The 25,275-nt window shown below is 43.9% G+C and carries 20 protein-coding genes; 14 read left to right on the top strand and 6 right to left on the bottom strand.

From position 1 onward, the window contains the following. Window positions 1-3: 3 nt before the first annotated feature. Window positions 4-489: an acyl-CoA thioesterase gene (locus tag SNR28_RS08130; protein ID WP_375748708.1), complete on the bottom strand. Its 486-nt coding sequence runs from the start codon at window positions 487-489 to the stop codon at window positions 4-6. 114 nt (window positions 490-603) lie between these two features. On the opposite strand from SNR28_RS08130, the gene sbcD reads away from it, so the two are divergent. Together sbcD and SNR28_RS08120 are read left to right on the top strand one after the other, a co-directional pair. Next, window positions 604-1,830, top strand: a complete 1,227-nt coding sequence (gene sbcD / locus SNR28_RS08125; protein ID WP_375748707.1) for an exonuclease subunit SbcD — start codon at window positions 604-606, stop codon at window positions 1,828-1,830. Then, window positions 1,830-5,534 carry an SbcC/MukB-like Walker B domain-containing protein gene (locus tag SNR28_RS08120; RefSeq protein WP_375748706.1) on the top strand — a complete coding sequence of 1,235 codons (3,705 nt, stop codon included), beginning with the start codon at window positions 1,830-1,832 and terminating at the stop codon, window positions 5,532-5,534. Before sbcD ends, SNR28_RS08120 begins: the two co-directional genes overlap by 1 nt. A gap of 72 nt (window positions 5,535-5,606) precedes the next feature. Here the strand turns inward: SNR28_RS08120 and SNR28_RS08115 are convergent, their stop codons facing one another. Together SNR28_RS08115 and SNR28_RS08110 are read right to left on the bottom strand one after the other, a co-directional pair. Beyond that, window positions 5,607-6,392 (bottom strand): hypothetical protein, encoded by a 786-nt coding sequence (locus tag SNR28_RS08115; RefSeq protein ID WP_375748705.1) that lies wholly within the window; start codon window positions 6,390-6,392, stop codon window positions 5,607-5,609. Window positions 6,393-6,482: 90 nt separating this feature from the next. Further along, a complete protein-coding gene (locus SNR28_RS08110; protein ID WP_375749918.1) occupies window positions 6,483-6,710 on the bottom strand; it encodes a cysteine-rich CWC family protein in 228 nt (75 codons plus the stop codon). Window positions 6,711-6,823: 113 nt separating this feature from the next. Here SNR28_RS08110 and SNR28_RS08105 point away from each other — a divergent pair, with 113 nt between their 5' ends. Together SNR28_RS08105 and SNR28_RS08100 are read left to right on the top strand one after the other, a co-directional pair. Beyond that, window positions 6,824-9,991, top strand: coding sequence for an HD domain-containing phosphohydrolase (locus SNR28_RS08105; protein ID WP_375748704.1), 3,168 nt, complete (start codon window positions 6,824-6,826; stop codon window positions 9,989-9,991). Window positions 9,992-10,016: 25 nt separating this feature from the next. Next, window positions 10,017-10,781: an ElyC/SanA/YdcF family protein gene (locus tag SNR28_RS08100; RefSeq protein ID WP_375748703.1), complete on the top strand. Its 765-nt coding sequence runs from the start codon at window positions 10,017-10,019 to the stop codon at window positions 10,779-10,781. A 58-nt stretch (window positions 10,782-10,839) separates the two neighbouring features. On the opposite strand, the gene SNR28_RS08095 is transcribed toward SNR28_RS08100, so the two are convergent. After that, complete coding sequence (locus SNR28_RS08095) at window positions 10,840-12,117, bottom strand: cation:proton antiporter (protein ID WP_375748702.1); 1,278 nt, start codon at window positions 12,115-12,117, stop codon at window positions 10,840-10,842. A gap of 233 nt (window positions 12,118-12,350) precedes the next feature. On the opposite strand from SNR28_RS08095, the gene SNR28_RS08090 reads away from it, so the two are divergent. From SNR28_RS08090 to SNR28_RS08050, 9 genes are all read left to right on the top strand, one after another. After that, on the top strand, window positions 12,351-12,965 hold the full coding sequence (locus SNR28_RS08090; protein WP_375748701.1) for a hypothetical protein: 615 nt from the start codon (window positions 12,351-12,353) through the stop codon (window positions 12,963-12,965). Window positions 12,966-12,983: 18 nt separating this feature from the next. Then, window positions 12,984-13,367, top strand: a complete 384-nt coding sequence (locus tag SNR28_RS08085; RefSeq protein ID WP_375748700.1) for a CoA-binding protein — start codon at window positions 12,984-12,986, stop codon at window positions 13,365-13,367. Between the two features lie 602 nt (window positions 13,368-13,969). Next, complete coding sequence (locus SNR28_RS08080; RefSeq protein WP_375748699.1) at window positions 13,970-15,376, top strand: APC family permease; 1,407 nt, start codon at window positions 13,970-13,972, stop codon at window positions 15,374-15,376. 19 nt (window positions 15,377-15,395) lie between these two features. Next, window positions 15,396-16,487 (top strand): agmatine deiminase, encoded by a 1,092-nt coding sequence (gene aguA, locus SNR28_RS08075; protein ID WP_375748698.1) that lies wholly within the window; start codon window positions 15,396-15,398, stop codon window positions 16,485-16,487. A 101-nt stretch (window positions 16,488-16,588) separates the two neighbouring features. Continuing rightward, the gene (gene argF, locus SNR28_RS08070) at window positions 16,589-17,635 is read left to right on the top strand and encodes an ornithine carbamoyltransferase (RefSeq protein WP_375748697.1); all 1,047 of its coding nucleotides are present in this window, start codon (window positions 16,589-16,591) and stop codon (window positions 17,633-17,635) included. Between the two features lie 214 nt (window positions 17,636-17,849). Beyond that, the gene (locus SNR28_RS08065) at window positions 17,850-19,112 is read left to right on the top strand and encodes a RidA family protein (RefSeq protein ID WP_375748696.1); all 1,263 of its coding nucleotides are present in this window, start codon (window positions 17,850-17,852) and stop codon (window positions 19,110-19,112) included. 145 nt (window positions 19,113-19,257) lie between these two features. Further along, window positions 19,258-20,349: a hypothetical protein gene (locus tag SNR28_RS08060; protein WP_375748695.1), complete on the top strand. Its 1,092-nt coding sequence runs from the start codon at window positions 19,258-19,260 to the stop codon at window positions 20,347-20,349. Between the two features lie 117 nt (window positions 20,350-20,466). Then, window positions 20,467-20,601: an entericidin EcnAB gene (locus tag SNR28_RS08055; RefSeq protein ID WP_375748694.1), complete on the top strand. Its 135-nt coding sequence runs from the start codon at window positions 20,467-20,469 to the stop codon at window positions 20,599-20,601. Between the two features lie 70 nt (window positions 20,602-20,671). Continuing rightward, complete coding sequence (locus SNR28_RS08050) at window positions 20,672-21,106, top strand: cytochrome c3 family protein (RefSeq protein ID WP_375748693.1); 435 nt, start codon at window positions 20,672-20,674, stop codon at window positions 21,104-21,106. Between the two features lie 67 nt (window positions 21,107-21,173). Here SNR28_RS08050 and SNR28_RS08045 read toward each other — a convergent pair whose 3' ends face one another. After that, complete coding sequence (locus SNR28_RS08045) at window positions 21,174-22,448, bottom strand: serine hydrolase domain-containing protein (protein ID WP_375748692.1); 1,275 nt, start codon at window positions 22,446-22,448, stop codon at window positions 21,174-21,176. 152 nt (window positions 22,449-22,600) lie between these two features. Here SNR28_RS08045 and SNR28_RS08040 point away from each other — a divergent pair, with 152 nt between their 5' ends. Further along, a complete protein-coding gene (locus SNR28_RS08040; protein WP_375748691.1) occupies window positions 22,601-23,473 on the top strand; it encodes a LysR family transcriptional regulator in 873 nt (290 codons plus the stop codon). A 24-nt stretch (window positions 23,474-23,497) separates the two neighbouring features. On the opposite strand, the gene SNR28_RS08035 is transcribed toward SNR28_RS08040, so the two are convergent. Continuing rightward, on the bottom strand, window positions 23,498-25,225 hold the full coding sequence (locus SNR28_RS08035; protein WP_375748690.1) for a diguanylate cyclase domain-containing protein: 1,728 nt from the start codon (window positions 25,223-25,225) through the stop codon (window positions 23,498-23,500). Window positions 25,226-25,275: the final 50 nt, after the last annotated feature.

Below are 25,275 nucleotides of genomic sequence, written 5' to 3'. Positions count from 1 at the left end.
AGATTACTTCAGCATTTTGACATGCATCTCCATCTCTTCACCAATCTCTTTACGCATATTCATCAGTTTAATTGCAGAATCGCGCAGCTTAATATCTTCTTCAGATTCAGGAACCCACTCGGGCACTTTCGTGGGCTTACCGTTGCCATCCACCGCGACCATAATGACAATACAGTGCGTGGTTAGAGACTTGTTGAGTTCTTTTGGATCGCTGGCCTGAACATCAATCGCGATATGCATGGACGAACTGCCCGTATAGATAACCTTGGCACTAACTTCGACTAGATTACCCACATGAATTGGTGCCACAAAACGGATACCGCCGGCATATGCGGTAATACAATATTTACCGCTCCAACCAGCGGAGCAGGCGTAGGCGGCTAAGTCGATCCACTTCATTACCGCGCCACCGTGAACCTTACCTCCGAAGTTGACGTCTCCGGGTTCAGCTAGAAAACGTAAAGTGACATCGCGTTGTCTTTCCGACATAGAACTTCCTTATTCTTTATCTTAGTTTGGGTTTATTTGCTATTAGCTACCTACCTAATATGGCACAATCAGCCTAACTATCCAATAAACCGAGTTATCAGTAACTTATATATTATGCGTATCCTTCATACTTCCGACTGGCACCTGGGGCAAAGTTTTTTCACCAAGAGTAGAAAATCCGAACATCAGGCATTTATTGCCTGGCTACTTGCGCTGGTGAAGTCTGAAAAGATCAACGCAGTGATTATTGCGGGAGATGTGTTTGATACGGGTACACCTCCGAGTTACGCACGCGAAATGTATAACCAGTTTGTTGTTGATTTGAATGCCCTGAATTGCACCTTAGTGGTACTGGGTGGAAATCATGACTCAGTCTCGACGCTTAATGAATCAAAACAACTGCTCTCTTGTTTGAACACACATGTGGTTTCCAATACTTCAGATCAATTAGAAGAGCAGTTGATCGTATTAGATAAAGACGATGGAAAAGCTGGGGCACTTCTATGTGCAGTGCCTTTTATCCGGGCGCGAGATGTATTGCAAAGCTTCGCTGGTGATTCAGGATCGGAAAAACAGAAACAGCTGGGTGACGCAATAAAAGGTCATTACCACAGCTTATACGAATACGCTTTGTCTTACCGAGAAGAGCACCAACTTGATGTGCCAATTATTGCTACCGGCCATCTCACCGCGCTTGGCGTAACGAAAACAGATTCTGAACGGGATATCTATATCGGGACATTGGAAGGGTTCTCTGCTGACGGTTTTCCTCCTGCCGATTATATCGCTCTAGGCCACATTCATCGCCCACAGTTAGTGGCGAAGAAAGAGTATATTCGTTATAGCGGTTCACCGATTCCTCTCAGCTTTGACGAGCTCAAATCTCAAAAACAGGTTGTAGTCGTTGAGTTTGAAGAATCACAGTCAGCATCTATAAAGCCGGTCGATGTTCCTATGTTCCAAAAGATGCAAGTGCTGAAAGGGGATTTGGCCGAGATAGAAACGCAACTGAAAGACCTTTCCGATACTGAAGAAACGATCTGGCTTTCGATTGTTGTTCGGGTGCAGGACTTTCTTTCCGATCTTCAGCAAAGGGTGCAGGCGATGACGGAAGGTATGAACGTGGAAGTGATTCAGTTGCAGCGCGAGCGTGGTGTTCAGAGTTTATCGATGAACAGTAATCAGAACGAAACCCTTTCTGAACTTTCAGCAATAGAAGTGTTTGATCGCCGGCTGGCGAATGAGTTATTTGAGTCGGATGAAGAGAAGCTACGAGTAAAGCGAATTACACAGACCTTCCATGAAATCGTGCACGATGTAGAAGTAGGAGGAGAAGAGTAATGAAGATTCTTAGCCTTCGATTTAAAAACCTAAACTCACTCAAAGGCGAGTGGAAGATAGATTTCACTCAGTCCCCCTTTTCTGAGAACGGATTGTTTGCCATTACCGGGCCAACGGGTGCTGGTAAAACGACGATTTTAGATGCGATATGTGTTGGCCTTTATCACAAGACACCAAGGCTGGAGAATATCTCAGCGTCAACCAATGAACTGATGACTCGGGGCACCGCCGACTGTGAATCGGAGGTGGAGTTTGAGGTTAAGGGTAAAGCCTATCGGGCATTCTGGAGCATGCGCCGTTCTCGTGGGAAAGTTGATGGTAATTTGCAGGCAGCACAAGTCGAACTGGCTGAGGTTGAATCAGGTAAAGTCCTTGCGAATCAAGTAAAGAAAAAATCCGAACTGGTTGAAAGCATTACCGGACTGGATTTTGGACGCTTTACCAAGTCTATGTTGCTCTCTCAGGGCCAATTTGCGGCTTTCCTAAATGCCAAAGAATCTGAGCGCGCAGAGCTATTGGAAGAACTGACAGGCACAGAAATTTACAGCCTGATCTCAGCCAAGGTATATGAGCGTTTTAATCAGGCCAAGCTCACGATGGCTGAATTAGAAGCGAAAGCGCAGGGTGTTCAGCTATTAACAGCAGAGGCTATTCAGGAGTTAGAGCAAGAGCGAGCAGATACGCTGAAAAAACAAACGGATCAGAAAACGCAATCTGAGGCTCAGGCCGCTCATCTCAGTTGGTGGGAGAAAGTCACCAAATCACAGCATGATAAACACCATTTCTCGCTTGATTTGGAGCATGCGCATGGTGAGTTTGATAAGGCTAAGCCTCAGTTAGAGAAACTGGCGAACAGTGAGCCCGCAGACAAGCTGAGAGCACCTTATACGATGCTTCAGCTAGCAAACACGCAACTCAGTGCTGAGAAAGAGAAGCTGAGTGAAAAACAGAAATCTGCGGTGGCTCTTCAATTGCGAGCAGAGGAGTCGGAGCAGAGTGTAGGTGTGCTTTCAAAGGCATATCAGGAAATGAGACTCACTCATGCTGAGCTTGAAGAACTGTTAAACAACAAAGTTCTGCCACTTGATATCGAAATCAAAGGACTTCATCAAGGAGTCAAGGATCTTACCCAACAAAAATCTGGGTTGGACAATGAACTTGTTCAGAGCAAAACACTGCATGGTGATAACTCAGCTCAACTCAAGCAAGTAGAAACCAGCCTGAAAGAGATTCAGACCTATCTGGATGAAAACAGAGCAGACAGTGCCTTATCGGGTAGCTTGCAGAAGTGGAAAGAGCAGCTATCTCAAATCGACAGAGCACACCAACAGGCTGAAGACCTCAAGTATCAGACGCAAAATCAAAAAAAGCTTCTGGAACAAAAGCAACATACGATATCTGACTCTGAAACAAAAAACAGGGACGCGGTACAACGCCTTACGCATAAGCAGGCAGAACTCGCTACAGCAGAACATGAGCTAGAGGCATTGAAAGCAAAGGCATCAGAGAGTCAGTCTGATGTTCCCGTTGAGTTGGATGGTTTGGAAATGCAGTTGCAGGAACTCAATCAGAAACAGGCTTTAACTCATGAACTGCAACTTTATCAAAACCAGTGGTTGAACCTGCAAAAAGAAACCTCAGAGAAACAGACGCAAATCAGGCAATTGAATGAGACTTTGCTTACTACTCAGACTGATGTCACTAAACTCAGAGAGAGCTACAAGAAGCAGTCTGATTACATAAAAGTGCTGGATAAGCTAGTGAGTCAGGAAGCATTGCTAACCCAGTATCGCGCAGAACTTCAGTCTGGTGAGGCTTGTCCGCTTTGTGGATCCCATGACCACCCTCTGATTGAGCAAGGTAATGAAGTTAACGTATCTGAAGAGCTGGAGAAAAAGCAAAAGGCGGAAATCGAGCTAAGAGAGATCGAAGCAAAAGGCAAAGAGTCCAAGATAAATCTGGATTCGCTTGCAAATCGAATCAGCGAAGAAGAGAAGCGTCTCAAGCGCTCTGAATCGGAGTTAGAGCTTCTCAACTCGAAATGGCAGGAGAAGTCACCTTTGATTCAATGTATGGCATCCATCGATGACCAGCCAGCATTTACCACTTTTGTACAGAACCTGGAACAACAAAGAATAGCAAAAACCGAGTTATTTACTTTATACCGAGAGCTAAGAGAAAAACTGGGTCGCTTGAAAGAAGAGTCTCAGTTAGCGACTCAGGAATCTCAAAAAGCAGGGAATGAACTGCAACTTCAGCGTCAGCAAGTGGAGCATGAAAGTCATACGCTGAAATCAATGGAACAACGTTTACATACTGCTGTCGTTGAGCAAAAGAACTTACTTGAGCAGCTACAAAAGCAGATCATCGAGCAAGGATTTAACCCTGAAGGTGAACTCTCAGAATGGATTGCGGACAAACAGGACCATCTTACGCGCTGGCAAGAAATGGAAGCAAAACGCAATGAGTTGATGCCTCAGAAATCAGCGTTGGTTGAGTCCGTCAGTGCATCAGAAGCTCGTATCAGCGACCTGACAAAACAGCTTGATGAGCTGGGACAAAAACTGGACGCAACCAACAAGTCCATGGCAAACGCTAGTGAAACACGTTCTGCTTTGTTCGGTGATAAAAATCCGCAGCAAGAAAGGGAGAGAAGCCAGAGCCAGCTTAAACAAACCGAATCTGAGTTCAATGAAGCACAGAAGTTATTTACGCAAGCGCAGGGTGATGTAAAAGCTGTCTCTGGGGAAACAAAAACCCTTGAATCATCGGTAAACGAGTTAACTAAGAATGCTGAAGAGCGGCTTGAAGAGTGGAATATTGCTTTAATAGGCAGCCAGTTCGACTCAGTATCGGACTTTGAAGCTGCGTTACTTGAAACTGAAGAGAAACAACAGCTAACAGAACAGAAGCAGTGCTTAGAGTCAGCTATTGAAAAAGCCAAAACGCTGGTTGAATCGACATCAAAAGAACTAGAACGCTTGATGGCAGTCCCTCAGTCCAGAGAGTATCAGGAAACTACGATTGATGAGGTTAAAGAGCAGAGTATTGAGACGGCGAAAACCTTAGAAGAGACAACCAAACGTCTAGGCGAAGTAGAAAATGAGCTGGAATCTGACAAGCAGCGCAGAGAAGGACAAAAAGCGTTGTTTGAAGAGATAGAAGCCTATCGCGAGGTCTATGACGATCTTCAATACCTGAACTCCCTGATAGGGTCTGCGGATGGTAATAAGTTCCGGAAGTTTGCACAGGGTCTGACACTGGATAATCTTGTCTACTTAGCAAATAAACAGCTCACTCGTCTGCACGGTAGATACGAGCTGCAACGTGGTTCCGGGGAAGGATTAGAGCTGGCGGTTCTGGATACCTGGCAGGGTGACGTAGTACGTGATACCAAAACACTGTCTGGTGGTGAAAGCTTTCTGGTAAGCCTCGCTCTCGCGCTTGGCCTGTCTGATCTGGTGAGTCATAAAACCAGTATTGACTCGTTGTTCCTTGATGAAGGTTTCGGTACTTTGGATGCAGAAACCTTGGATCTGGCTCTCGATGCATTGGACAGCCTGAACGCGTCGGGAAAAATGATTGGAGTAATCAGTCACATCGAAGCGATGAAAGAGCGTATTCCGGTACAGCTTAAAGTTATGAAAAAGAGTGGCCTTGGCGTGAGTGAGCTTGATAGCCGGTATAGGGTTAGCTCTCGTTGATGACAATGACGAAAGCGCCTGAAATGGCGCTTTCGTTTTATGGGGGAGTAATATCTACCGACACTGAATCAGTTATCGGCCCAGAATCAGTATCTGAGCATTATTGACGGCAAACTCTGCCGCTGCTCTTTCACTGCCTTGCTTTGAGATATCAATGGCTTTAGGCAGAACGATGAAGTAGGTAAGCGGACTCTCATTGATCTTCTCTTTGCGGAATAGATCGGAATCCAACCAGTAAGCCTGAATATTAACACTCAGGATCAAGCTTTGCCTGTGTGCAAACCGACCGAAAAAGGTGCCGAGTTCATGTACGCTGCCAAATGCCGACTCCAGACTTGTTTCATTTCCACTTGGTAGATAAGCGTAAAAGCTCACACGGCTTGCTTTATCATCCGCGTTTTGTTCCATCCTTGAATCCAAATAGCGGCCAGACACAAAGGGCATATGTTCTTTTTTGTTTTGGTCAAATACATGCCCGGCACATTGGTCGGATTCTGGTAATCGACGCCGGAAACGGTATTCAGCACACGCAAACTCTTTAACCAGCGAGGCAATGGCATTTACAAACTGTCTGTTGGCGACACGATCAACGGTGTAGGAATCGGTATAAAATTTTTGAGGAAACAGGTAATTTTTGGCACTTAGAAATGCTTGGTCGTACTTCAGCGGAATAGCATCTCCATTTTCAATGGCTGCTAAAACAATATTCGGTTTTTCGTTAACCGTTTCTCCAGTAGAAAAAAGTTTGGCATACGAAAAACGAGGATAATTACCGCTCTGATAATCTGCCGAAAATGCGCTACCAGATAGAAGTGATAGCCCAACCAGTCCCAGCCCAAATAGACGTTTTAGATTCATACGTTACTCATTTATTAGAATTTTAAATAAAACATAGCGTTATCTTATTTGCTTTAGATATTGCATCAGTCACGAATCCATAATGTAATTTCAGTCCGAGTTCTTATCCTGATATCTCAATACACAGGCTCTACAAATACAGGCTTTTCCCAAAAGTTTTTTTGGGACCTTTGCAAGAAGCGCTTCAGAGAATTTGATAGCGCTATCGTTGCACCAACACCTTCTTTTAGTATCTGTGACTCCCAGATTTAGGCAGTCGTTCTTTTGTCCGCATAACGGACAAACACTCGGGTCTGGTTTTAATCCATCTATTCTCATCATTTATCCAATAAATTCAGCAGGTTTCTTGTATTGTATTAAGATTAATCTATCAAAAATAAAAACTCTAATTTGATAGATGTCCGGGATGGACATTTTTACAGGACGTTCAGATGGTCGATCAGGTTAAACGAAAAGTTTCCATAAGAGTCACCGTTGTTGCCATATTTATGTTAGGAACTTTGGCAACGGCATTAATAGCGATAGGTCTTCAATATTACTTTTCTAGCCAAATTGCGAGACAAGCCGTAGAGGAGTCTGCCAATCAGGCAGCCGTTGAAACAAAAGATAAGATAGCTCGTATCGATAGGAAGGCTGGGCATACTGTTGAACTGCTCGCAAGAAACTCATCGCTTATTGAAGATGGCATATTTGACGAACAGGCAACCTTTGAACTGTTCAGAAACCTGCTTACCAACAATAACGCATTGTATGCTGCCTACATAGGGCTTCAAAATGGTGACTTTTACGAGTTGATCAATCTTGAATCCAGCCCGGTTATTCGGTCACAGATAGGCGCTTCTCTTACCGATCGCTTTGCCAAGATCGTTGTTCGGAATGTTGATGATAAACGCGTCCGGGAAACTGTCTTGTTGGATGAGTACTTCAGTCCTACCTACAAAAAATCAGAGCCCACAGAATACAACGCCTCCTCCCGCCCATGGTTTCGAATAGCAGATGACGTCAGCGCAAATAAAACCGAGCCCTATTTATTTCAACACCTTCAGGCTCCGGGGCAAACCTATTCCATGAAGCTTGAAGGCTCTGATGCCGTTATCGCTATCGATATTGCTCTCTCAACACTTTCCGATTTCTTATCGAAAGAAGTGACAAGGGGGAATGTGTTAGCCAGCAGCGAAGCCTATATCTTTGACAGTGAAGGCACCCTAATTGCGACAAATCTAGTTGCAACAAACTCGATAAATACGTCTTATCAGAAACGTCAGGCAGCGCCTCTTAACTTATCCATTGAAGAGAGAGCTTACATTAATAGACTGAACACGATTCGTATATCAAACGAGCGAGACTGGGCCCCGATGGATTATTCCATTTCTGGAGAGCCAAGAGGTTACGTTGTTGAGCTCACGCAGTTAATCGCAGACAGGCTTGGTCTCTCGATAGAGTTTGTAAATGGCGTATCGTGGTCGCAACTGGTTGAACAGTTTCAGGAAAGACATATTGAAGTTCTGACACCTGTCTATAGAACCGATACAAACAAATCCTGGGGGCTCTATTCAGAACCGTTGCTTGATATGACGATGGTAATGGCGACAAAGGAAGGGGAAAGAGATTACCTGTCTTTGAAAGAGCTTATCGGTAAAATCATTGCCATTCCAGCTGGATGGTCGGTCGTTCCTGAAATCAGGCAGGCTTATCCGGAGATTAAGATTCTGGAAGTTGGTTCTATTTATCATGCCCTTCAGGCCGTTCAGCAAAATAAAGCGATAGGCGCATTGGGTAGTGAGGTGATACTAAACTACAACATGGACACTTATCATATAACCGGACTCAAGGTGCAACCGGCTATCGATTTAGCTCCGGCCAAGTTTGATTCCTCTCTTCGGTACGTTTTCCATCCGGAATACAAGATGCTGATGGCATTGTTTAACATGGCACTTGCGAATTTGCCTGAGGAAGACAGAAACTATCTGGAAGATAAGTGGCTAAAAAGCTCCCTTCAGACAGGAGAAAGTAACTCCAGAGTGGTGCCATACAAGGAACTATTGCCCGATAAATCCTCTGCCAACGCCCAACCTTTATCCAGAGAACTCGTTCTGAAAGGAACAAGTCGGTTGGTTTATACCGCTCCGGTTGATACTAGCGGTGAGCAATTTATCGCTATTTTGGTCAGCACTGATGAGGTGTTACAAAACAGCCGCAGGCAAGTTTACATTTCTACGGGCATAACCATAGCGGTGATACTTTTGGTTATTCCGTTTTGCTGGTTACTGGCGAATCCGATAGTCAAACCCATTCGTATGCTGGCTCTGGAAAACCAAAAAATTATGCGACGACAATACGATCTGGTGGAGAAGCGAGAGTTTGTTATTAAGGAAATCGATGAGCTTGGTATTTCTCTGGTGGAAATGTCAGAAGCCATTGCAGAGCATGAGCTAAGGCAACAGAAATTAATGGATTCCTTTGTCGAGCTTATTGCTCAGGCGATTGATGATAAGTCACCTTATACCGGAGGCCATTGCCACCGGGTCCCGGTTCTTGGATTAATGATGGCAGAGGAGGCGAGCCAATTAAAAGATGACAAATTTGGTGAGTTTTCAATAGACGATAAAGACTCATACCGGGAGTTCAAACTGGCAGCATGGTTGCACGATTGTGGCAAAATCACGACACCAGAACATGTCGTCGATAAGGGCAGCAAGTTAGAGTCGAGTTATAATCGAATTCATGAAATCCGTACTCGATTTGAAGTGCTGTGGCGCGATGCACAAATCGCCTGTCTGGAAAACACCATTAAGCATCCAGAAAATAAAGAGGTGTATAACAAAGAGTTAGACAGGGCATTTGAAGCTTTGCGTGCTGATTATGAGTTTGTTGCGATCAGTAATATTGGTGGTGAGGCGATGGATGACAGCAGTATCAAAAGGTTAGAAGACATTGCGAATAAAACCTGGATGCGCCACTTTAGCGACAGATTAGGATTATCTCCGGTTGAAGAGAAACGCCTGTCTGAGCTTGATGAAATGCTTCCTGTAACGGAACATCTGTTAGCGGATAAACCTGAGCATCTTATTCCGTGGGAGCGAGAGCCGAAGTACGATCCTAAATTCGAAATCAAACTTGAGCCTCCGAAATGGCAGAATAATCAGGGAGAGTTATACAACCTGAAAACCCGTAAAGGGACGCTTAATGCTGAGGAAAGGTTCAGAATTAACGAGCATACGGTAAGTACTATCAAGATTCTGGAAGGTCTTCCATTCCCTCCTGAGCTGTCCAACGTACCTAAATTTGCTTCCACACACCACGAAACACTTAAGGGGACGGGGTATCCGAGAAAGTTGTCAGCCGAAGATCTTTCTGTTGGTGAACGGATTTTGGTTCTTGCTGATGTATTTGAAGCGCTTACTGCAGATGATCGACCCTACAAAAAAGCGAAGTCATTAAGTGTCGCAATCGATATTCTCTATGAGTTCGTACAGAATGAACATATTGATCCGCAAGTGTTTGAACTGTTTCTAACCAGCGGGATTTATCTCAGGTATGCAAAGGAGTACCTGCTACCCGAGCAGATAGATGAAGTAGATATAAGTGCGTATCTGTAAAGTGAAGTAACGAGTATGGTGAGCGATGGATCTGTTCAGTTTAAAGAAAATTATTTCTGTTTTTATTATGCCGGTTAATGTGATTGTCATTCTTCTGATACTCGCGATTATCTTCCACTGGAAAAGCCCCAGAACAAGTATTCGTTTCCTTGTATTAGCTACGGTAGTGTTGTTGCTCGCTACATTGCCTCCTGTCTCCGATAAGTTTATGTATCAATTGGAGAAAGACTATCCCGCTTACACTAAGCAAGATGTTGAAATAGATTATATTGTGGTGTTGGGGTGTCGCCATACGGAAAATGATATGTTACCGGCTACCACTCAATTAGGTGTTTGTTCTCTTGAAAGAGTGGTTGAGGCTTTAAGGATTCATCATTTACACCCAAAAGCAACGATTATCACCTCAGGTTATTCAGAAGACCTCAATAAAAGCAATGCAGCCAGAGTGAAGCAAGCTTTGGTATCGTTAGGTGTTTCTGAGCATAAAGTTATCACTGAGCATTCGGGACGAGATACGGAAGAGGAAGCATACTACATTGCTCCGATGTTACGTGAGAAAGAGTCTATTCTGGTCACGAATGCAGACTCTATGCAACGAGCTATGAAGTATTTCCTTGCGGAGGGCGTATATCCTAGAGCTGCTCCAGCAGGATTCTGGATAAAAGGTCATGGAGGATCAGAAAAAGGCTGGAGATACTATTTACCTGACGGTGAAATGTTATATCAGACTACCGTTGCCTGGTATGAGACTTTGGGGCAAGTGGTACAGTGGTTTAAGCAAAAAGTATAGAAGGAGCTTGAGCTGTCTGGAGAAGCGCCAGCAACAAAGAGTGCTGACGCTAACTAGGTTACTGCGCTTTTTCAGCCTGTTTCGCTTTTTCAATCATTGGTGTAATAGTGGAGCCCTGCACCAGAATCGAGAAAACAACTACGGCATAAGTCATTACCAGAATCACCTCTTTTACATCTATCAACTTATCCGGCACAACCCAAATACCAGAAGGGATTGAAAGTGCCATTGCTAGCGCAAGTCCGCCTCGCAGACCACCCCAGGTTAATATTTTTACTGAGTGCGGATTGTAGTTACGGTATCTCTTGAATCCCAGATAAGAGAGATAAACACTCAAGTAACGAGCGCTGAGTACCAAAGGAATCGAAAACACTATCAATATCCAGTCCTCTTTGTGAAACTCAAACAGTAGCATTGTCATACCAATCAGCAGGAACAAGACTCCATTCAGAAACTCATCGATAAGCTCCCAGAATTTGTCCAGATGTTCCTGACTTTCTAGAGAAAGTCCGACATAACGGGTTTTATTACCAATCAATATTCCTGAAACCACCATTGCGAGAGGTCCGGACACATGCAGTAGCTCGGCAAGAGCATAGCCAGCGGTCGGAATGGCTATGGTCAGTAACTGCTCCATAGAGTGGTCGTTGGTTGCACATATCAGGTGATGGAAAACAAGCCCCAGAGCAAAGCCATAAGCGATACCACCTATCGCTTCCTGAGTGAAGAGATGGATAACACTTTCTGCTGTTGGAGCTTCATTACCAAATGCTACCGTGTATAGAGTCACGAACAGAACCAGACCAAATCCGTCGTTAAACAGGGACTCTCCCTCAACTTGTATTGAAATGCGTTTTGGTGCATCAAGCTTTTTTACTATTGCCAGAACAGCAATGGGATCGGTTGGCGATATTAGTGCTCCGAATAACAGACAGTAAACCAACGCAAAATCGACGCCCAGAAGCTGACAGAAGTAGTGCAATGCGAAGCCGATAAAGAAGGTGGAGAACAGTGTTGCACATAATGCCAGAATGGCGATCTCCCACTTCTGATCTTTAAGGTGAGGCAGTTTGATACCAAGCCCGCCAGCAAAAAGCAGAAATCCTAGGATTCCTTTGAGTAGCAAGTCATCGAAATCGAGGCTGGCAACAGTTTGGTAGGCAATTTCTGTAAGGTTAAACCAGCCACTCTGGCCTGCAATTAAGATAAGCAGAGAGAGAGAAACTGAACCCGCAGTGATTGCGATAGTAGATTGCATCTTGCCGATTTTGCTGTTGATGAATGCGATGAGAATGGCAAAGCCAGACAAAATACAGAGAGTTTGATAAGCCGACATAGTATGGCCTTTGTGGAAAAAAGTTGGGGTGAATTTTGTCCCCATGTCGGTTACAGGGTAAACGCCTGGTTGGTTAGTTTTCCGCTATGTTTTTATCAATACTGAGTCAGGCAGAAATGACGGTCTGGAAAATCATTGCCATATAATCATGATAAACCGTGAAAATTTGCTCATGTATGACTACATTGATTGGTGTAAGACAAAAATTTAAAGAAAAAGAACAGGAGGTTACAATGGAATTTGACTGGGTAGAGTGGTTTGGCTATCTGGCCTCATTGGTCGTATTAGTGTCGTTGACCATGACATCTATTATGAAACTTCGGGTCATCAACTTCATTGGCTGTATTCTATTTGCGATGTTCGCTTATTTTATTGATTCCTACCCAACGATGTTTATGAATCTCGGGATTGCAGGCATCAATGTCTATTTCCTTTGGAAGATATTTTCAACCAAAGAACAGTTCACACTCATATCGACTACAACTCAGTCTGAGTACTTTAACCATTTCATCGAATCATACAGCAAAGAGGTAGAACTTCAGGTTGCTGCGGATAAGCTTCATGAAGCCGATACCGCGTTTTATATGTTGAGAAATAACAGCATTGCCGGGGTTCTGGTCGGAAATACGGATCATGAAGGAACCATGTCAGTGCTTCTGGATTACGTGACGCCTGAGTACCGGGATATGAAAATCGCTAACTACTGTTTTGAGTCTCACCCTGAAGTAATGAAGGAAAAGGGAATCAATACTTTGATAGCAAAATCTACGGCTCCTGATCATGTTGGTTATCTGAAGCGGGTAGGGTTTGAAATGATTAGCGAAGGCGAGTACCGTAAAAAATTATAAGTAGGGTGGAGGAAAGTTGTGAACACAGAGAGCAGCGCGCGTATAGCGATATTAGGGATATCAGACAAACCAGAACGTTATGCTTTTAAAGCTCATAACAAGCTGAAAGCAAATGGTTTCAATAATCAGGTGGGAATTTCACCGAAGAAGAACTTAAATCTTGAAGGTATTGAGCTGGTGGTATCACCTGATGATGTGACGGGGGATGTCCATACTTTGACGCTGTATGTTGGTCCGGAGCGTCAGGCACTCATGCTTGATTCAATTTTGAACCTTAGCCCATCAAGAATCATCTTTAACCCAGGAACAGAGAATCCGGAACTGCTCTCTAAGGCTAAAGAGAAGGGGATTGAAGTTGTAGAAAAGTGCACCCTGATAATGTTGGATGCCGAAGAGTTCTAAAAACGAGTTTGTAATATATAAGAGATATTAATTTATCTACTATTAATTAGGTTACTTATATACTTTTCATATAAGAGTAGTGATTAAGAAATAAATCACCACTCTTTTTTATTTTTTTCGGATTTTTATTTTATCTTATTCTAAGTGTCTTATTTCGATTGACTAAAATCAATTATTCAACTTTTTGGAGGTAAAATTAGTATTGCTTGCTACTCCAGTCACACAACCAGTCTATTTTGTGAATCAAGGATCGATATTGAGTTTTAATGTCTTATTAAAATTGGGCTTTGATATTATTTTCATATAAAACAGTGAGTTGTGTTCGTGTTCTGGCGGTTTTTTATCAAGGTGTGATTGCTTTTTTAGTTAGGTTGAGAGAGATTTGTTCCGCTATATTAACTCTGTCTGTAATAAAATGATCAGAATCAATTTTTTAACCGGTTTATTTAATTCTGACCTTGTATGCTAGCTATATACTGTTTTTTAAGTCCCTAATAACCTACCTGCCGATATTCTATTCAAGTCAACTAAACCCCATAAAATCCTAATTAGAATAATCCTACTTTCTAAGAACACTTTTAGTAGTTAATAAGGATTACGCTATGAGTAACGAACAAACAGGTAAAATGGGGGTCACCAGTATAGCGCTGTTTACATTGTGTGCTGTATTGGTAGTGGATACATTAACCGCGTCAGCAAGCATAGGGGTAAGCTCTATCGGTTGGTGGCTAGTCATGTTGGTATTCTTTGTAATTCCATACGGGCTGATAACTTCTGAACTAAGTACAACTTACCCTGGTGACGGTGGTATTTACGATTGGGTAAAAGAAGCATTCAACTTTAAATGGGCTGTGAGAACAACCTGGTTCTACTGGATTAACGTAGGACTATGGATGCCAGCGGTTTACATCATGTTCGCGGGTATGTTTGCAGAGCTGTTTATGCCGGACCTATCTCTATGGGGCCAGATAGCCATTTGTGTGGCGCTTACCTGGTTCACAGTCTGGATCTGTAACGTATCAGCAGATATCGGTGTATGGGTAACAAACGTTGGTGCAATCTTAAAGATCATTGTAATCGGTACTCTTGGTGTAGGTGGCTTCGTCTACGCAATGAAAAATGGCGTAGCAAACGAGTTCTCGCTACCAGCAATGGTTCCGTCACTAGACTCGGCAGTTGCTTTCCTTCCTGCAATCGTGTTCAACCTAATGGGCTTTGAACTGGTTGCGACCATGACCAAAGAGATGAAAGACGTACGTGATATGCCGAAAGCCGTCTTCCTATCTATTGGTATCACTGCATTCCTATACATCTTCGGTACGGTTGGCATCCTGATGGCGCTTCCAGTAGAGAGCATCGGCCTTGTTGCTGGTCTGATTGATACCTTCAAGACTCTATTTGGTGACGGACCTATGGGTACTGCGATGGTTTACCTGTTCGGTGTGTTCGCTCTGCTAACTCTAATCGGCAACATGGTGAGCTGGACAATGGGTGCAAGCCGTGCGGCAGCGGAAGCGGCTCAGGAAGGCGAACTACCTGCTCCTGTAGCGAAAGTGTCTGAAAAAGGCTCTCCAGTTGGTGCAAACAACATCACCGGTATTGTATCGACAGTAGTAATCGTGTCTTACGCTCTGTTTGCGCAAGGTAACGACGACTTGTTCTGGTCTATCTTCGCATTCTCAAGCTGTATTTTCCTACTACCTTATCTGTTCATGTTCCCAGCGTACCTGAAGCTACGCTTGGTTGACGGTGACCGTGAGCGTCCATTCAAAGTGCCTGGTGGTATCGGTGCCCAGTGGGTTATGTCTATTGTCTGCTTCTTCGTTATCTTCCAGGCGGTAGTACTGTTTATCTTCCCAGAAGCACTAGACCTTGAAATTGCAGATTGGGGTTACACAGGCCCAGTACTCATCGGTGTCATCGTAACTATCTTAATTGGTGAGTGGATCCTGCTAGGCGCACTAAAAAGAAAACAAGCTGAACAGCCTCAAGAGCATCAAGAAGCTTAAGAATACTGGAGAAAATAAAATGAAAAAATTACTAGAAACCACTCCGAAGCAAGACGGATTCAGAATGCCAGGTGAGCATGAAGCTCATAGTGAAATTTGGATGGCATGGCCAGAAAGAACAGACAACTGGCGTGACGGTGCAAAACCTGCTCAGCGTGTATTTGTTGAAGTTGCGAAGCAGATCAGTAAAACAACACCAGTTACTATGCTGGTAAACCCAGGCCAGTACGACAACGCAGTATCGCGTCTGCCAGACAACATTCGTGTTCTGGAGACAGTAACAGATGATTCATGGATGCGTGACATTGGTGCTAGCTATGTAGTGAACGACAACGGTGAACGTCGTGGTGTTGACTGGGAATTCAACGCATGGGGTGGCTTTGTTGACGGCCTGTACTCTCCATGGAACCGCGATGACCAGGTTGCTCAGAAGATGTGTGAAGTCACAGCAGACTCTCGCTACAGAGCACCAATCGTGCTGGAAGGTGGTTCGATTCATGTTGATGGTGAAGGCACGCTATATACAACAGAAGAGTGTCTGCTTCACGAAAGCCGCAACCCGGACTTGAGCAAAGAAGAGCTGACAGAAGTACTTTGCGATCACCTGAATGTTGAGAAGATCATCTGGCTACCTCGCGGTTTGTACAACGATGAAACTAATGGCCACGTTGACAACATCATCCATGTTGTTAAGCCAGGCGAAGTTGTACTGACATGGTGTGATGATGAAAACGATCCTCAGTATGAAATCAGCCGTGAAGCATATGACTACCTAACAAGTCAGAAAGACGCAAAAGGTCGTCAGATTAAGGTTCACAAACTGCCAATGCCTGGTCCGCTATTTATGAAAGAGCATGAAGCAGCGGGTATCGACATCGCAGAAGGTATGGAACGTGAAGCAGGTGAGCGTCTGGCGGCATCTTACGCAAACTACCTGATCACTAACAACCAGATTGTACTGCCACTTCTAGATGAGCGTTACGACGCAGAAGTGAAAGCGATTCTGGAAAGACTTTACCCTGGGTATGAAGTAAATGGTGTAGATGCTCGCGAAATCCTTCTTGGCGGCGGAAACGTTCACTGCATTACTCAGCAGGTACCAAAAGTTTAATTCAAAAAGATTTATTCAAAACTCATTAACCCTACAAAACCATTCGCCCAAACATACAGACGGGCGAATGGTGAGATACAAAATTTATTAAGGAACAAAACATGAAACTGCCATCTTCAAGTGCAACTGAACTAAAAAAACCTAACATGGAGCACATGGTTTCAATGAAGGACTTCTCTGTAGAAGAGATGGACAACATGATGGAACTGATGACTTATCTGAAAGAAGCACGTCGTGACAACGCGATCCCTCAGCTTTTCAAAGGTAAATCTGTAGGTATGATCTTCGAAGCAGGCTCGACTCGTACTCGTGTTTCATTCGAAGTTGCAGCAACGCTACTAGGTGGCCATGCACTATTCCTTTCTCCAAAAGACATTCACCTTGGTGGTAAAGAGTCTATCGATGATACTTCTCGCGTACTATCTCGTATGTGTGACGTGATTATGGCGCGTACTAACAGCCCTGAAACACTGGATGGCCTGTTAGAGATGTCTACTGTACCTGTGATTAACGGTCTGGATACTCGCTTCCACCCAACTCAGATGCTGGCTGACCTGTTCACTATCAAAGAGCACATCACAGATGGTCGTAAACTGTCTGAACTGACTCTGGCATTCATGGGTGATGCAACAGACGTATGTCGTTCTCTAATGCTGACTTGTGCTAAATACGGTATGGGCTTCAAGCAAATCGGTCCTAAGAAATACCAGATGGAGCCAGAGTGGGTTGAGCTTGCAGAGTCTTTCTGTAAAGAGTCTGGCGGCCACATCGAAATCACTGACGATGTTGAAAGAATCAGCGAGTGTGACGTGGTATACGGTGATAGTTTCTACTGGGTTACTCAGATGGACGAGAAAGAAGAGCGTCTAGCTGCATTTATGCCAGACTACGTGATCACTGAAGAGCTAATGGCGAAAGCGAAGCCAGGTGCAATGCTTCTTCACTGCCTACCAGCAAATGATAAAGAAGAAGTAACGCGTGGTGCGTTGGAAAGTGAGTACTCAGTCGCATTTGACGAAGCAGAAAACCGCCTGACAGCACAGATGGCAATTCTGGTTTACTTCACTCACAAAGACGCGGTTATTCCAACGGAAGAAACTATCCGTCGTCACGAAGACAAGATTCAAACTTTCCTAAGTACTCTATAAGTCCGTACTCAAGAAAACATCTAAAAGTTCGCGCTGTCTCTGGGCTAACCGGCCCTAGCGCGGACTCTGTTTATATCCAATAACAAGCCGATTTTTCGGCAAACTTCCAGACCCGATTCTTAAATAATCATGGGCTTGGCTGACTTTTATTGTCTGCGATTTCCTTAGTTAATGCCGGAAATCCGCTAAGAAAACAATCAGGAGAAATATCGACATGAGCGGTATCATTAAAGTTTCAAGAAACACCGAGAATGCACCGGTGAGTTCTGTATCTACACAATCAGTGGCTTTTTCCCACTACAACAACATTTCAGCGCAGTTGCCAGTAGATGCTAAGACAGGTGAGCTTGTTTCTGGTGGTGTAGAAGAGCAGGCGAAACAGTGTCTGAACAACATCAAAGCGATCGTTGAGAGCATCGACCATGGTATGTATGACGTTGTTCGCGTCAACGTATACCTAAAAAACATCACCGATTATGATGCTGTAAACGAAGTGTACGCTTCTTTCTTCCAGAACTATCTTCCAACTCGCACTGTTCTTTCTGTTGCAGCACTTCCAATGGAAGGCGCACTGGTTCAGATGGACGCGGTTATTTCTAATGGTGAAGGTACACACCCACAAGATCCTTGTGACCTTATCAAACTGGTAAGAAATACAGAAAATGCACCACTAAGTTCAACGTCAACTCAAACAGTTGCATTTTCTCACTACAACCACATTTCGGCTCAGCTTCCTGTTGATCCTAAAACAGGCAACGTTGCTGTCGGTGGTGTGAAAGAACAAGCTGCTCAGTGTCTTAAGAACATCAAAGCTATCATGGAAGGCGTTGACGTACCTTTTGATGATATCGTGAAGATCAATATTCACGTTCGCAACCTTGATGACGTTGAAGCGATTAACGAGGTGTACACGACCTTCTTCCCAGATTCATCGATTGCAAGAACGGTTGGCTACATGCCTGCTCGCTCTGTTGTGGTTACAGAAGGTTTGCCAATGAATGCGTTGGTACAGATGGATGCGACGGTATCACACGGTGATGGTACTCCACCGCAAGAAATCGAAGACAGACACGGTATTGTGATTCGACCAAACAACACGGAATCAGCGCCAGTAAGCGCGCTATCGACTCAAACTGTGGCGTTTTCTCACTACAATAATATTTCTGCACAGCTACCAATTGATCCAGCAAACGGTGAAGTGGTTGCTATTGGTGCAAAAGAGCAGGCAATGCAGTGTCTGAACAACATCAAATCAATCGTAGAAAGTGTTGATCACGTGATGGATGACATCGTGAAGGTGAATATTCAGGTACGAGATATGGCTGATATGGAAGCGGTAAACGAAGTTTATACGAGCTTCTTTAACGGTGACCTTCCAGCTCGCACAGTTATCGGTGTTTCTGATATTCCAATGAATGCACTGGTTCAGATGGATGCCATTGTTTCAAACGGTGAAGGCACACCTCCACAGGCTTAATGCACCGTTCTTTTCTGATGATACTCAAAGGAGCAGCGCTATTCGCTGCTCCTTTTTCTGTTTTTACCCACTTAATTTCTCTCTGATTAACAAGAACAAGTATTGATCTGTTATAAAAGAACTTTGTTCAGGCTTGGCGAGTACTATGCATATCTGTTTTTCCATTACGGCTCATGGCTTTGGTCATGGTGCTATCTCTTGTTCGGTGATCAATCAGGTCATTAATCAACTTCCTGATTGTCGGATAACGGTGTTGAGTAAACTGCCAGCCAGCTACCTTGAAGGCCGCATTCAGGGGGAATTTACTCATATCGCTATGGGACATGATTTCGGCATGTTGATGCATTCACCGATTGAGGTTGATGTTGTAGCTAGCTTTGCCAAATATAAGCAATTACTTGAGGATTGGGGGGATTGCGTTGAAAGAGAAAAGCGTTGTCTCGCTGACATCAAACCAGACCTGTTGATCAGCAATATTTCTCCTATTTCTCTAGAGGCAGCTAAACAGCTAGGGATAAAAACGGCCACCGTTTGTCCCTTCAATTGGGCTCAAATCTATCAGGCTTACTGCTTGAACGAGAATGAGCAACATAGTTTACAGTTGCACCAGAGGATGAACCTTGTTTATCAGAGTGTGGACTACATTTTTAAGCCACTACCGAGTGTGCCTGAAAGCTCTCACCAAGAGTTCAACATCGCCAGTATCGCCAGCCATCCGAAAGAACCTTCTGCCTCTCTAATAGTTGAAAACAACCTAAACGATAGTCAAAACATACTCTTTGCTCTAGGTGGTTTCCCTATGCCAATAGAGTTATCACAGTTACCGAAATTAGAAGGGTGGCAGTGGTTGGTAGATCAACCGGTCTCTGAATCACGTACTGATCTTCGTCCAATTGCTGACCTGCCGTTCTCTTTTCTGGAGTTGGTTGCAAGCAGCGATGTCATCATTACCAAGCCAGGTTACGGTAGCTATTGTGAGATAGCGGCTTTGGCAAAATACAAAAGGGTAAGAGTGCTTAGCTTAACTCGCCCAGACTGGCCGGAAACGCCTTATTTAAATGCGTTTCTTAGCGAGCGTGTGCCGTTTAAGGAGATAGAGTTAAGTGATTTAGAAGGTGACAGACTGGCGAACTGTATCGAACAGGTATGTAAACTTCCATACCCTGACACACTCGCTTGTGAAGATGGCTCTGAGCAGTTAGTCAGCTACTTGCGGAAGGAGCTTGGTACTAACTAAAAATTAACCAATTTTTCTATATGGTATTTGGTACAGACCCCTATTCAGCGAGGGGTATTTTTGATTTTAATAAATATTTGTTATGTTTAAGCTTTGAAAACGAAAAAGGAATAAAGAATGAAATTTGCTGCTTTGCTTGCTGTTTTGGCACTTTTTGTTGGTGGTTGTTCTAACACATGGGAAGGAGTGAAAGAGGACTCCTCAAAAGTGTGGAATGATACAAAAGAAGCTATTCATGAGGCGACGGAGTAGTTTGAGAACACTGCTCTTTCTGATTATTTCTATAGCGTCATTTTCAGTATTCTCGGACACAAGTTCTGATATGAGTAAGGAGGAATGTGGTAATGGTTGCCATATGATTCAACCTTACATTGAAAACGCTATAAATCAGCCGCATTTGCTTGTACATAAGCACCAGAGTAAAGGGGAGTTGTCTTGCTCCGATTGCCATGAAAGATCAGAAGAGAAGATCGCACGAGAAAAAGAACTCTATCAATCAGGCCGATATGAGCATCCTTTTTACCCTAGGGATTTTGGAAACCAGTTCTGTTTTGAGTGCCATGACAATTATGAAGGGTTAATTGAAAGTACTGCTTACTTTGAAGATAAAAAGCTGATAAACCCACATCGAATACATAACACAAGAAATGAGTGTTCGAGCTGTCATAAAGTGCATAGGCGTTCACGATTTACATGCTCGGAATGTCATAAAGAAGATTGGAAATCAGTTCTACCCGATTGGCATATCGCTGAGTGAATACTTAAAAGAAAAAATCCGATTTTGGTTGCCCAAAATAGGATTTTTTACTGGTGTTAGTTCAGGATTACTTTACCTTGTCTGCTGCAGCGAAGATTGCCGGCAGAGCCTTGTAGAAGATAGCGATAGCCATACGAGGTGTTTCAGTTTGAGGGTAGCCTCCGTTCATCGCAACCACAGTACCCGTTTCATGGTCCATTGCCACAACCTGACCGTGAATACCTACCATAGCCATAATAGTACGCTCACCGATGTTTAGTACGCGAAACTGATCTTTGTACCAGCCTTCAGCTAGTGCTGACTCTTTACCTTTCAGCCATGCGCTACGTACTTTGTCGTTACCTTTAAGTATGTTGTTGATGAACTCCGCTGGAACAACCTGCTCACCCTTGTAGTTCTTACCTTCGTTCATTAGCATGCGACCAACACGTGCAAGATCTTTTGTTGCTGCGTTCAGGCCACCAGATGCGACAGGGCTACCTGCGTAGTCAGCTTGATAGTGCGCATTCTCACCCATTCCTACTTTGCCCCAGAAGTGCTTCTCTAGCAGGTCTGCCAGTTTTTCACCTGTCGCTGCTTCTACTACTTTACCCAGAACTTCTGTGTTGATGCATTGGTAAGAGTATTTACTCCCCATAGGCTCTGATACTTCCTTCACCATAGGCATGTAGTCTTTGATGCCGTTAGGGTAAATCTCAGAGAAGTCACCATTCCAGCCCTGAGAGTCAGTCATACGAGTATCCCAAGACTTGTGTTTCTGGACTTCCTGAATAACGGATGTGCGCATATCTGCGGTTTCTTGCACGGTTGCACCATCCCAGGCTGTACCTTTTAGTTCAGGAAGGTAGTCAGTAACCTGCTTACTCATGTCCAATTTGCCTTCAGCGACCGCAATACCAGCTAACATAGCAGTGAAAGACTTAGTTACAGACATATCAAGGTGAGTTGAGTGCTCATCCATACCGTTCCAGTAGTGTTCGTGAAGAAGCTGATCACCTTTAAGCACAACCATTGAGTGGTTCTTAACACGGTCACGAAGGAAATCGTTCAGAGACATTTCTCCGTCAATCGCAGGAACCATAATTTTATCGAAATCCAGTTCTTCACCTTTCTTAAAAGCTTCCGGTGCAACACCCGATCTCTCAACTTCGTACGATGGGGTAAATTTATAAGCATTCGGGAAAGATGACGCTGCATACTCCGCAGAATCCCAAAGCTGTGCTGGAAGGCCAGAAGCTTCTGCTGATTCGATGAACGCTTGGTCAGGCTGATGGAATGTAGCTGCATTGGCTGCAAAAGCGCTGCTTAGTAGTACCGCAAGAGATAGAGTTTTCAGTTTCATAATGGTTTCCTAATTCTACGTTTGATGACGACTGGGCAGTGGAAAGTCATGTGTAATTCGTGTTTCTGATAAAGACTTTAACCATGGATTCAATAAAGGCATAATTGCTGAGCGTGCGTTTTATGCATGCTTATGGGATTTGGAGAGAGAAAATGAGTATCAATCTGGACTATTTATCTGCATTTGTAGAGGTGTATGATTCGGGCAGTTTTGCTCAGGCAGCCACTGCATCAAAGCGACATGCATCAACCTTTAGTAGAAAAATCAGTGCATTAGAGGATGAGCTTGGATTTGATCTATTTGTTCGTCATAGCCGTTCACTTGAGCCAACCATGCAAGCTAAGGCACTCTATGACCATGCAAAAGGTTTGCTGACAGAAGCAAATTTATTTGAAGGAAAAATTGAAAGCATTTTTTTGGGGCATTCTGGTGAGACAACCATCATGGTCGATACAGCGGTGGTGGAGTTGGGAGTGATGGATGCCATCGGAAGAATGATAAAAGAGATGCCTGCATTGAAAGTCACTTTGAAGACGGGCGATACGGAGTCGGTTAGGGAGGCGTTGATCCAAAACAAAGCCGACATGGCTTTTGCCTTGAGTACATTTTCTTTACCTGCGGATATTAATAGCTTTCGATTTTTGGATTTCGACTTCGTACGTGTAGCAACTGAACAGTACTTAAAGCAGCATAATTATCAGTCAGGAAAATCAATATCTCCAAGTACAGTTCGTGGTATGACTCAGATTGTGATGTCTCCGTTACGCACGCTTGGTGTTGAGAGTCAGGTATACAGTCATCAAATAGTCAACGCAGACAGTTTTCACATTGCTATGGCACTTGCTAAACAAGGAGTGGGTTGGTCCAATGTGCCTCAAATGATGATCAGTGATGAAGTGAAGTCTGGTGAGTTGACGGTATTTGCTGTTGAAGATGATTTTCGTCTTAACTGGTCAGTGGAACTTTTATGGCCAACTGAGAAAGTATTTGATCCTGTTCGTGAGCAGCTAATCGAGTTGTTGTAATTACGAAAAGTGTGCTCATAAGGGTTATAAAACGCCACTCAGCGGAACTGGTTTAGCCGGATGCTCTAACAGTGTAAACCGATTACGGCCATTATGCTTGCTCGCATACAATGCGGTGTCTGCGGTAGAAATAATATCGAGTGACGTTGTCGTCTTGTTCGGAGTAGCAACGGCGATACCAATACTTATAGTGACTCTGTCTGCAATAAGAGAGCTAACGTGAGGAATCGAAGTGTCGTAAAGGCTTGTGCAGATTTTGTCTGCAATCACGCGTGCGCTTTCTGCATCTGTGTCAGGGAGAATGACAGAAAACTCTTCTCCACCATATCGGGCGATAGTGTCATTGGCTCGCATGCATTGTGATTGCATTAATTTTGCTACCTGCTTGATGCATTCGTCTCCGGCTAAATGGCCGTAGGTATCGTTATAGTTTTTAAAATAATCGATATCACACATAAGCAGTGAAATTGGCTGAGTGGTACGCTGGTGGCGCTGAAGTTCACTGTTTAGGGTTTTATCAAAGTAACGTCGGTTATATAGCTGGCTCAGGCCATCTATTTCAGACAGGCGCTGCAACTTCTCATTGGCTTCTCTTAGCTTTTCTGTGCGTTGTTTAACTTTCTCTTCAAGGTGGGCGGCATATTCTGCCTGAAGCTGATTCTGCTTTTGTTTGTTGAGGTAAAGGGCAACGAGCACGGCACTAAACAAAAAGATGAAGATGTTTAACAACAAGGTTTTATGGGTTTCAAACCAGCCTGGTGGCTTGTTGATGATTTGTCCTGTTATTGGCAACAGCTTTTCATCTACCTGATATTTTTGTATGTAGGTGTAGTCGAACATAAACCGAGTTGGGCTGTTTTCCATGATCTTAATGCTGTTGGGGTTTTCCCCTCGCAAAATTCTTAAACCAATTTCAGCTGCGGTTTGCCCCTGAAGCAGGCCTGTCGTTATTTTTCCTCCGACAATGCCTTTCCCCATATAAAAATCCCAGGAACCATAAATGGGGGCTTGAGTATGGCGAGCGATGATCTCAATCCCTTCGGTATAAGAGATAAAGTTGTTCGCACTGTCTCGGTTAAATGTGAGCAAGTATAAAAGCTCATCCGGGCTAAAACCTCTCACTATTTCGGGTATGTCCGATAACAAAAAATCTCTTAGATAATGGAAGTTGATATCGGGATACTTGTTTTCAATGTTGCGAATGTCATCGTAAATCTGATTACCTGTTGGTGTTTGATCGAGAATAACCGTCAGATTTTTTGATTCTGGATGAAGTTTGCGCATCAGATCGATTGTGCTCTTATGATCCGTGGTTTCAACGATGCCTGTGACTTCTGTGAGGTTTGAAATTAGTGCGGGTTTATAATTATTGAGGCCCGAAAATACAACGGGAGGATCACCGAGGAATGCCAGTTGTCCCTGATTTAACATTCTGAGGGCGTTATTATCGACCGTGATAATAAGTTCATACTGAACATTGCTGTTCTTCAGATTTATGTAGGTTGCAATTTTATTTAAGTAGTCTTCTCCCGCATTCCTTTTGCTGTCCAGATATTCGTAGTAAACCTCAAATTCGGTTGTAAGAGGAGCGAAGACTTGCTGGATTCCCTGACTGACATTATCTGCCCACTCTAAACCCTGATGATATGAATGCAGGACCAGAATCTTTTTCTTACGTTCAGCATGCGAAGCCTGGAGCGCCGTTGTTACCAAAAGAGCTATTAATAGCAAGAGTCGGATGTAACGGGTCACAGAACTGACCATTCCGTAGGAGTTTTGCTCTCCGCCTCTATAACTTGAGA

The sequence above is a fragment of the Vibrio iocasae genome (genome assembly GCF_042245395.1).
Taxonomy (GTDB): Bacteria; Pseudomonadota; Gammaproteobacteria; order Enterobacterales; family Vibrionaceae; genus Vibrio; species Vibrio iocasae.
Note: the sequence above shows the minus strand (reverse complement) of the source record. Positions and strands in the feature narration are given on the sequence as shown.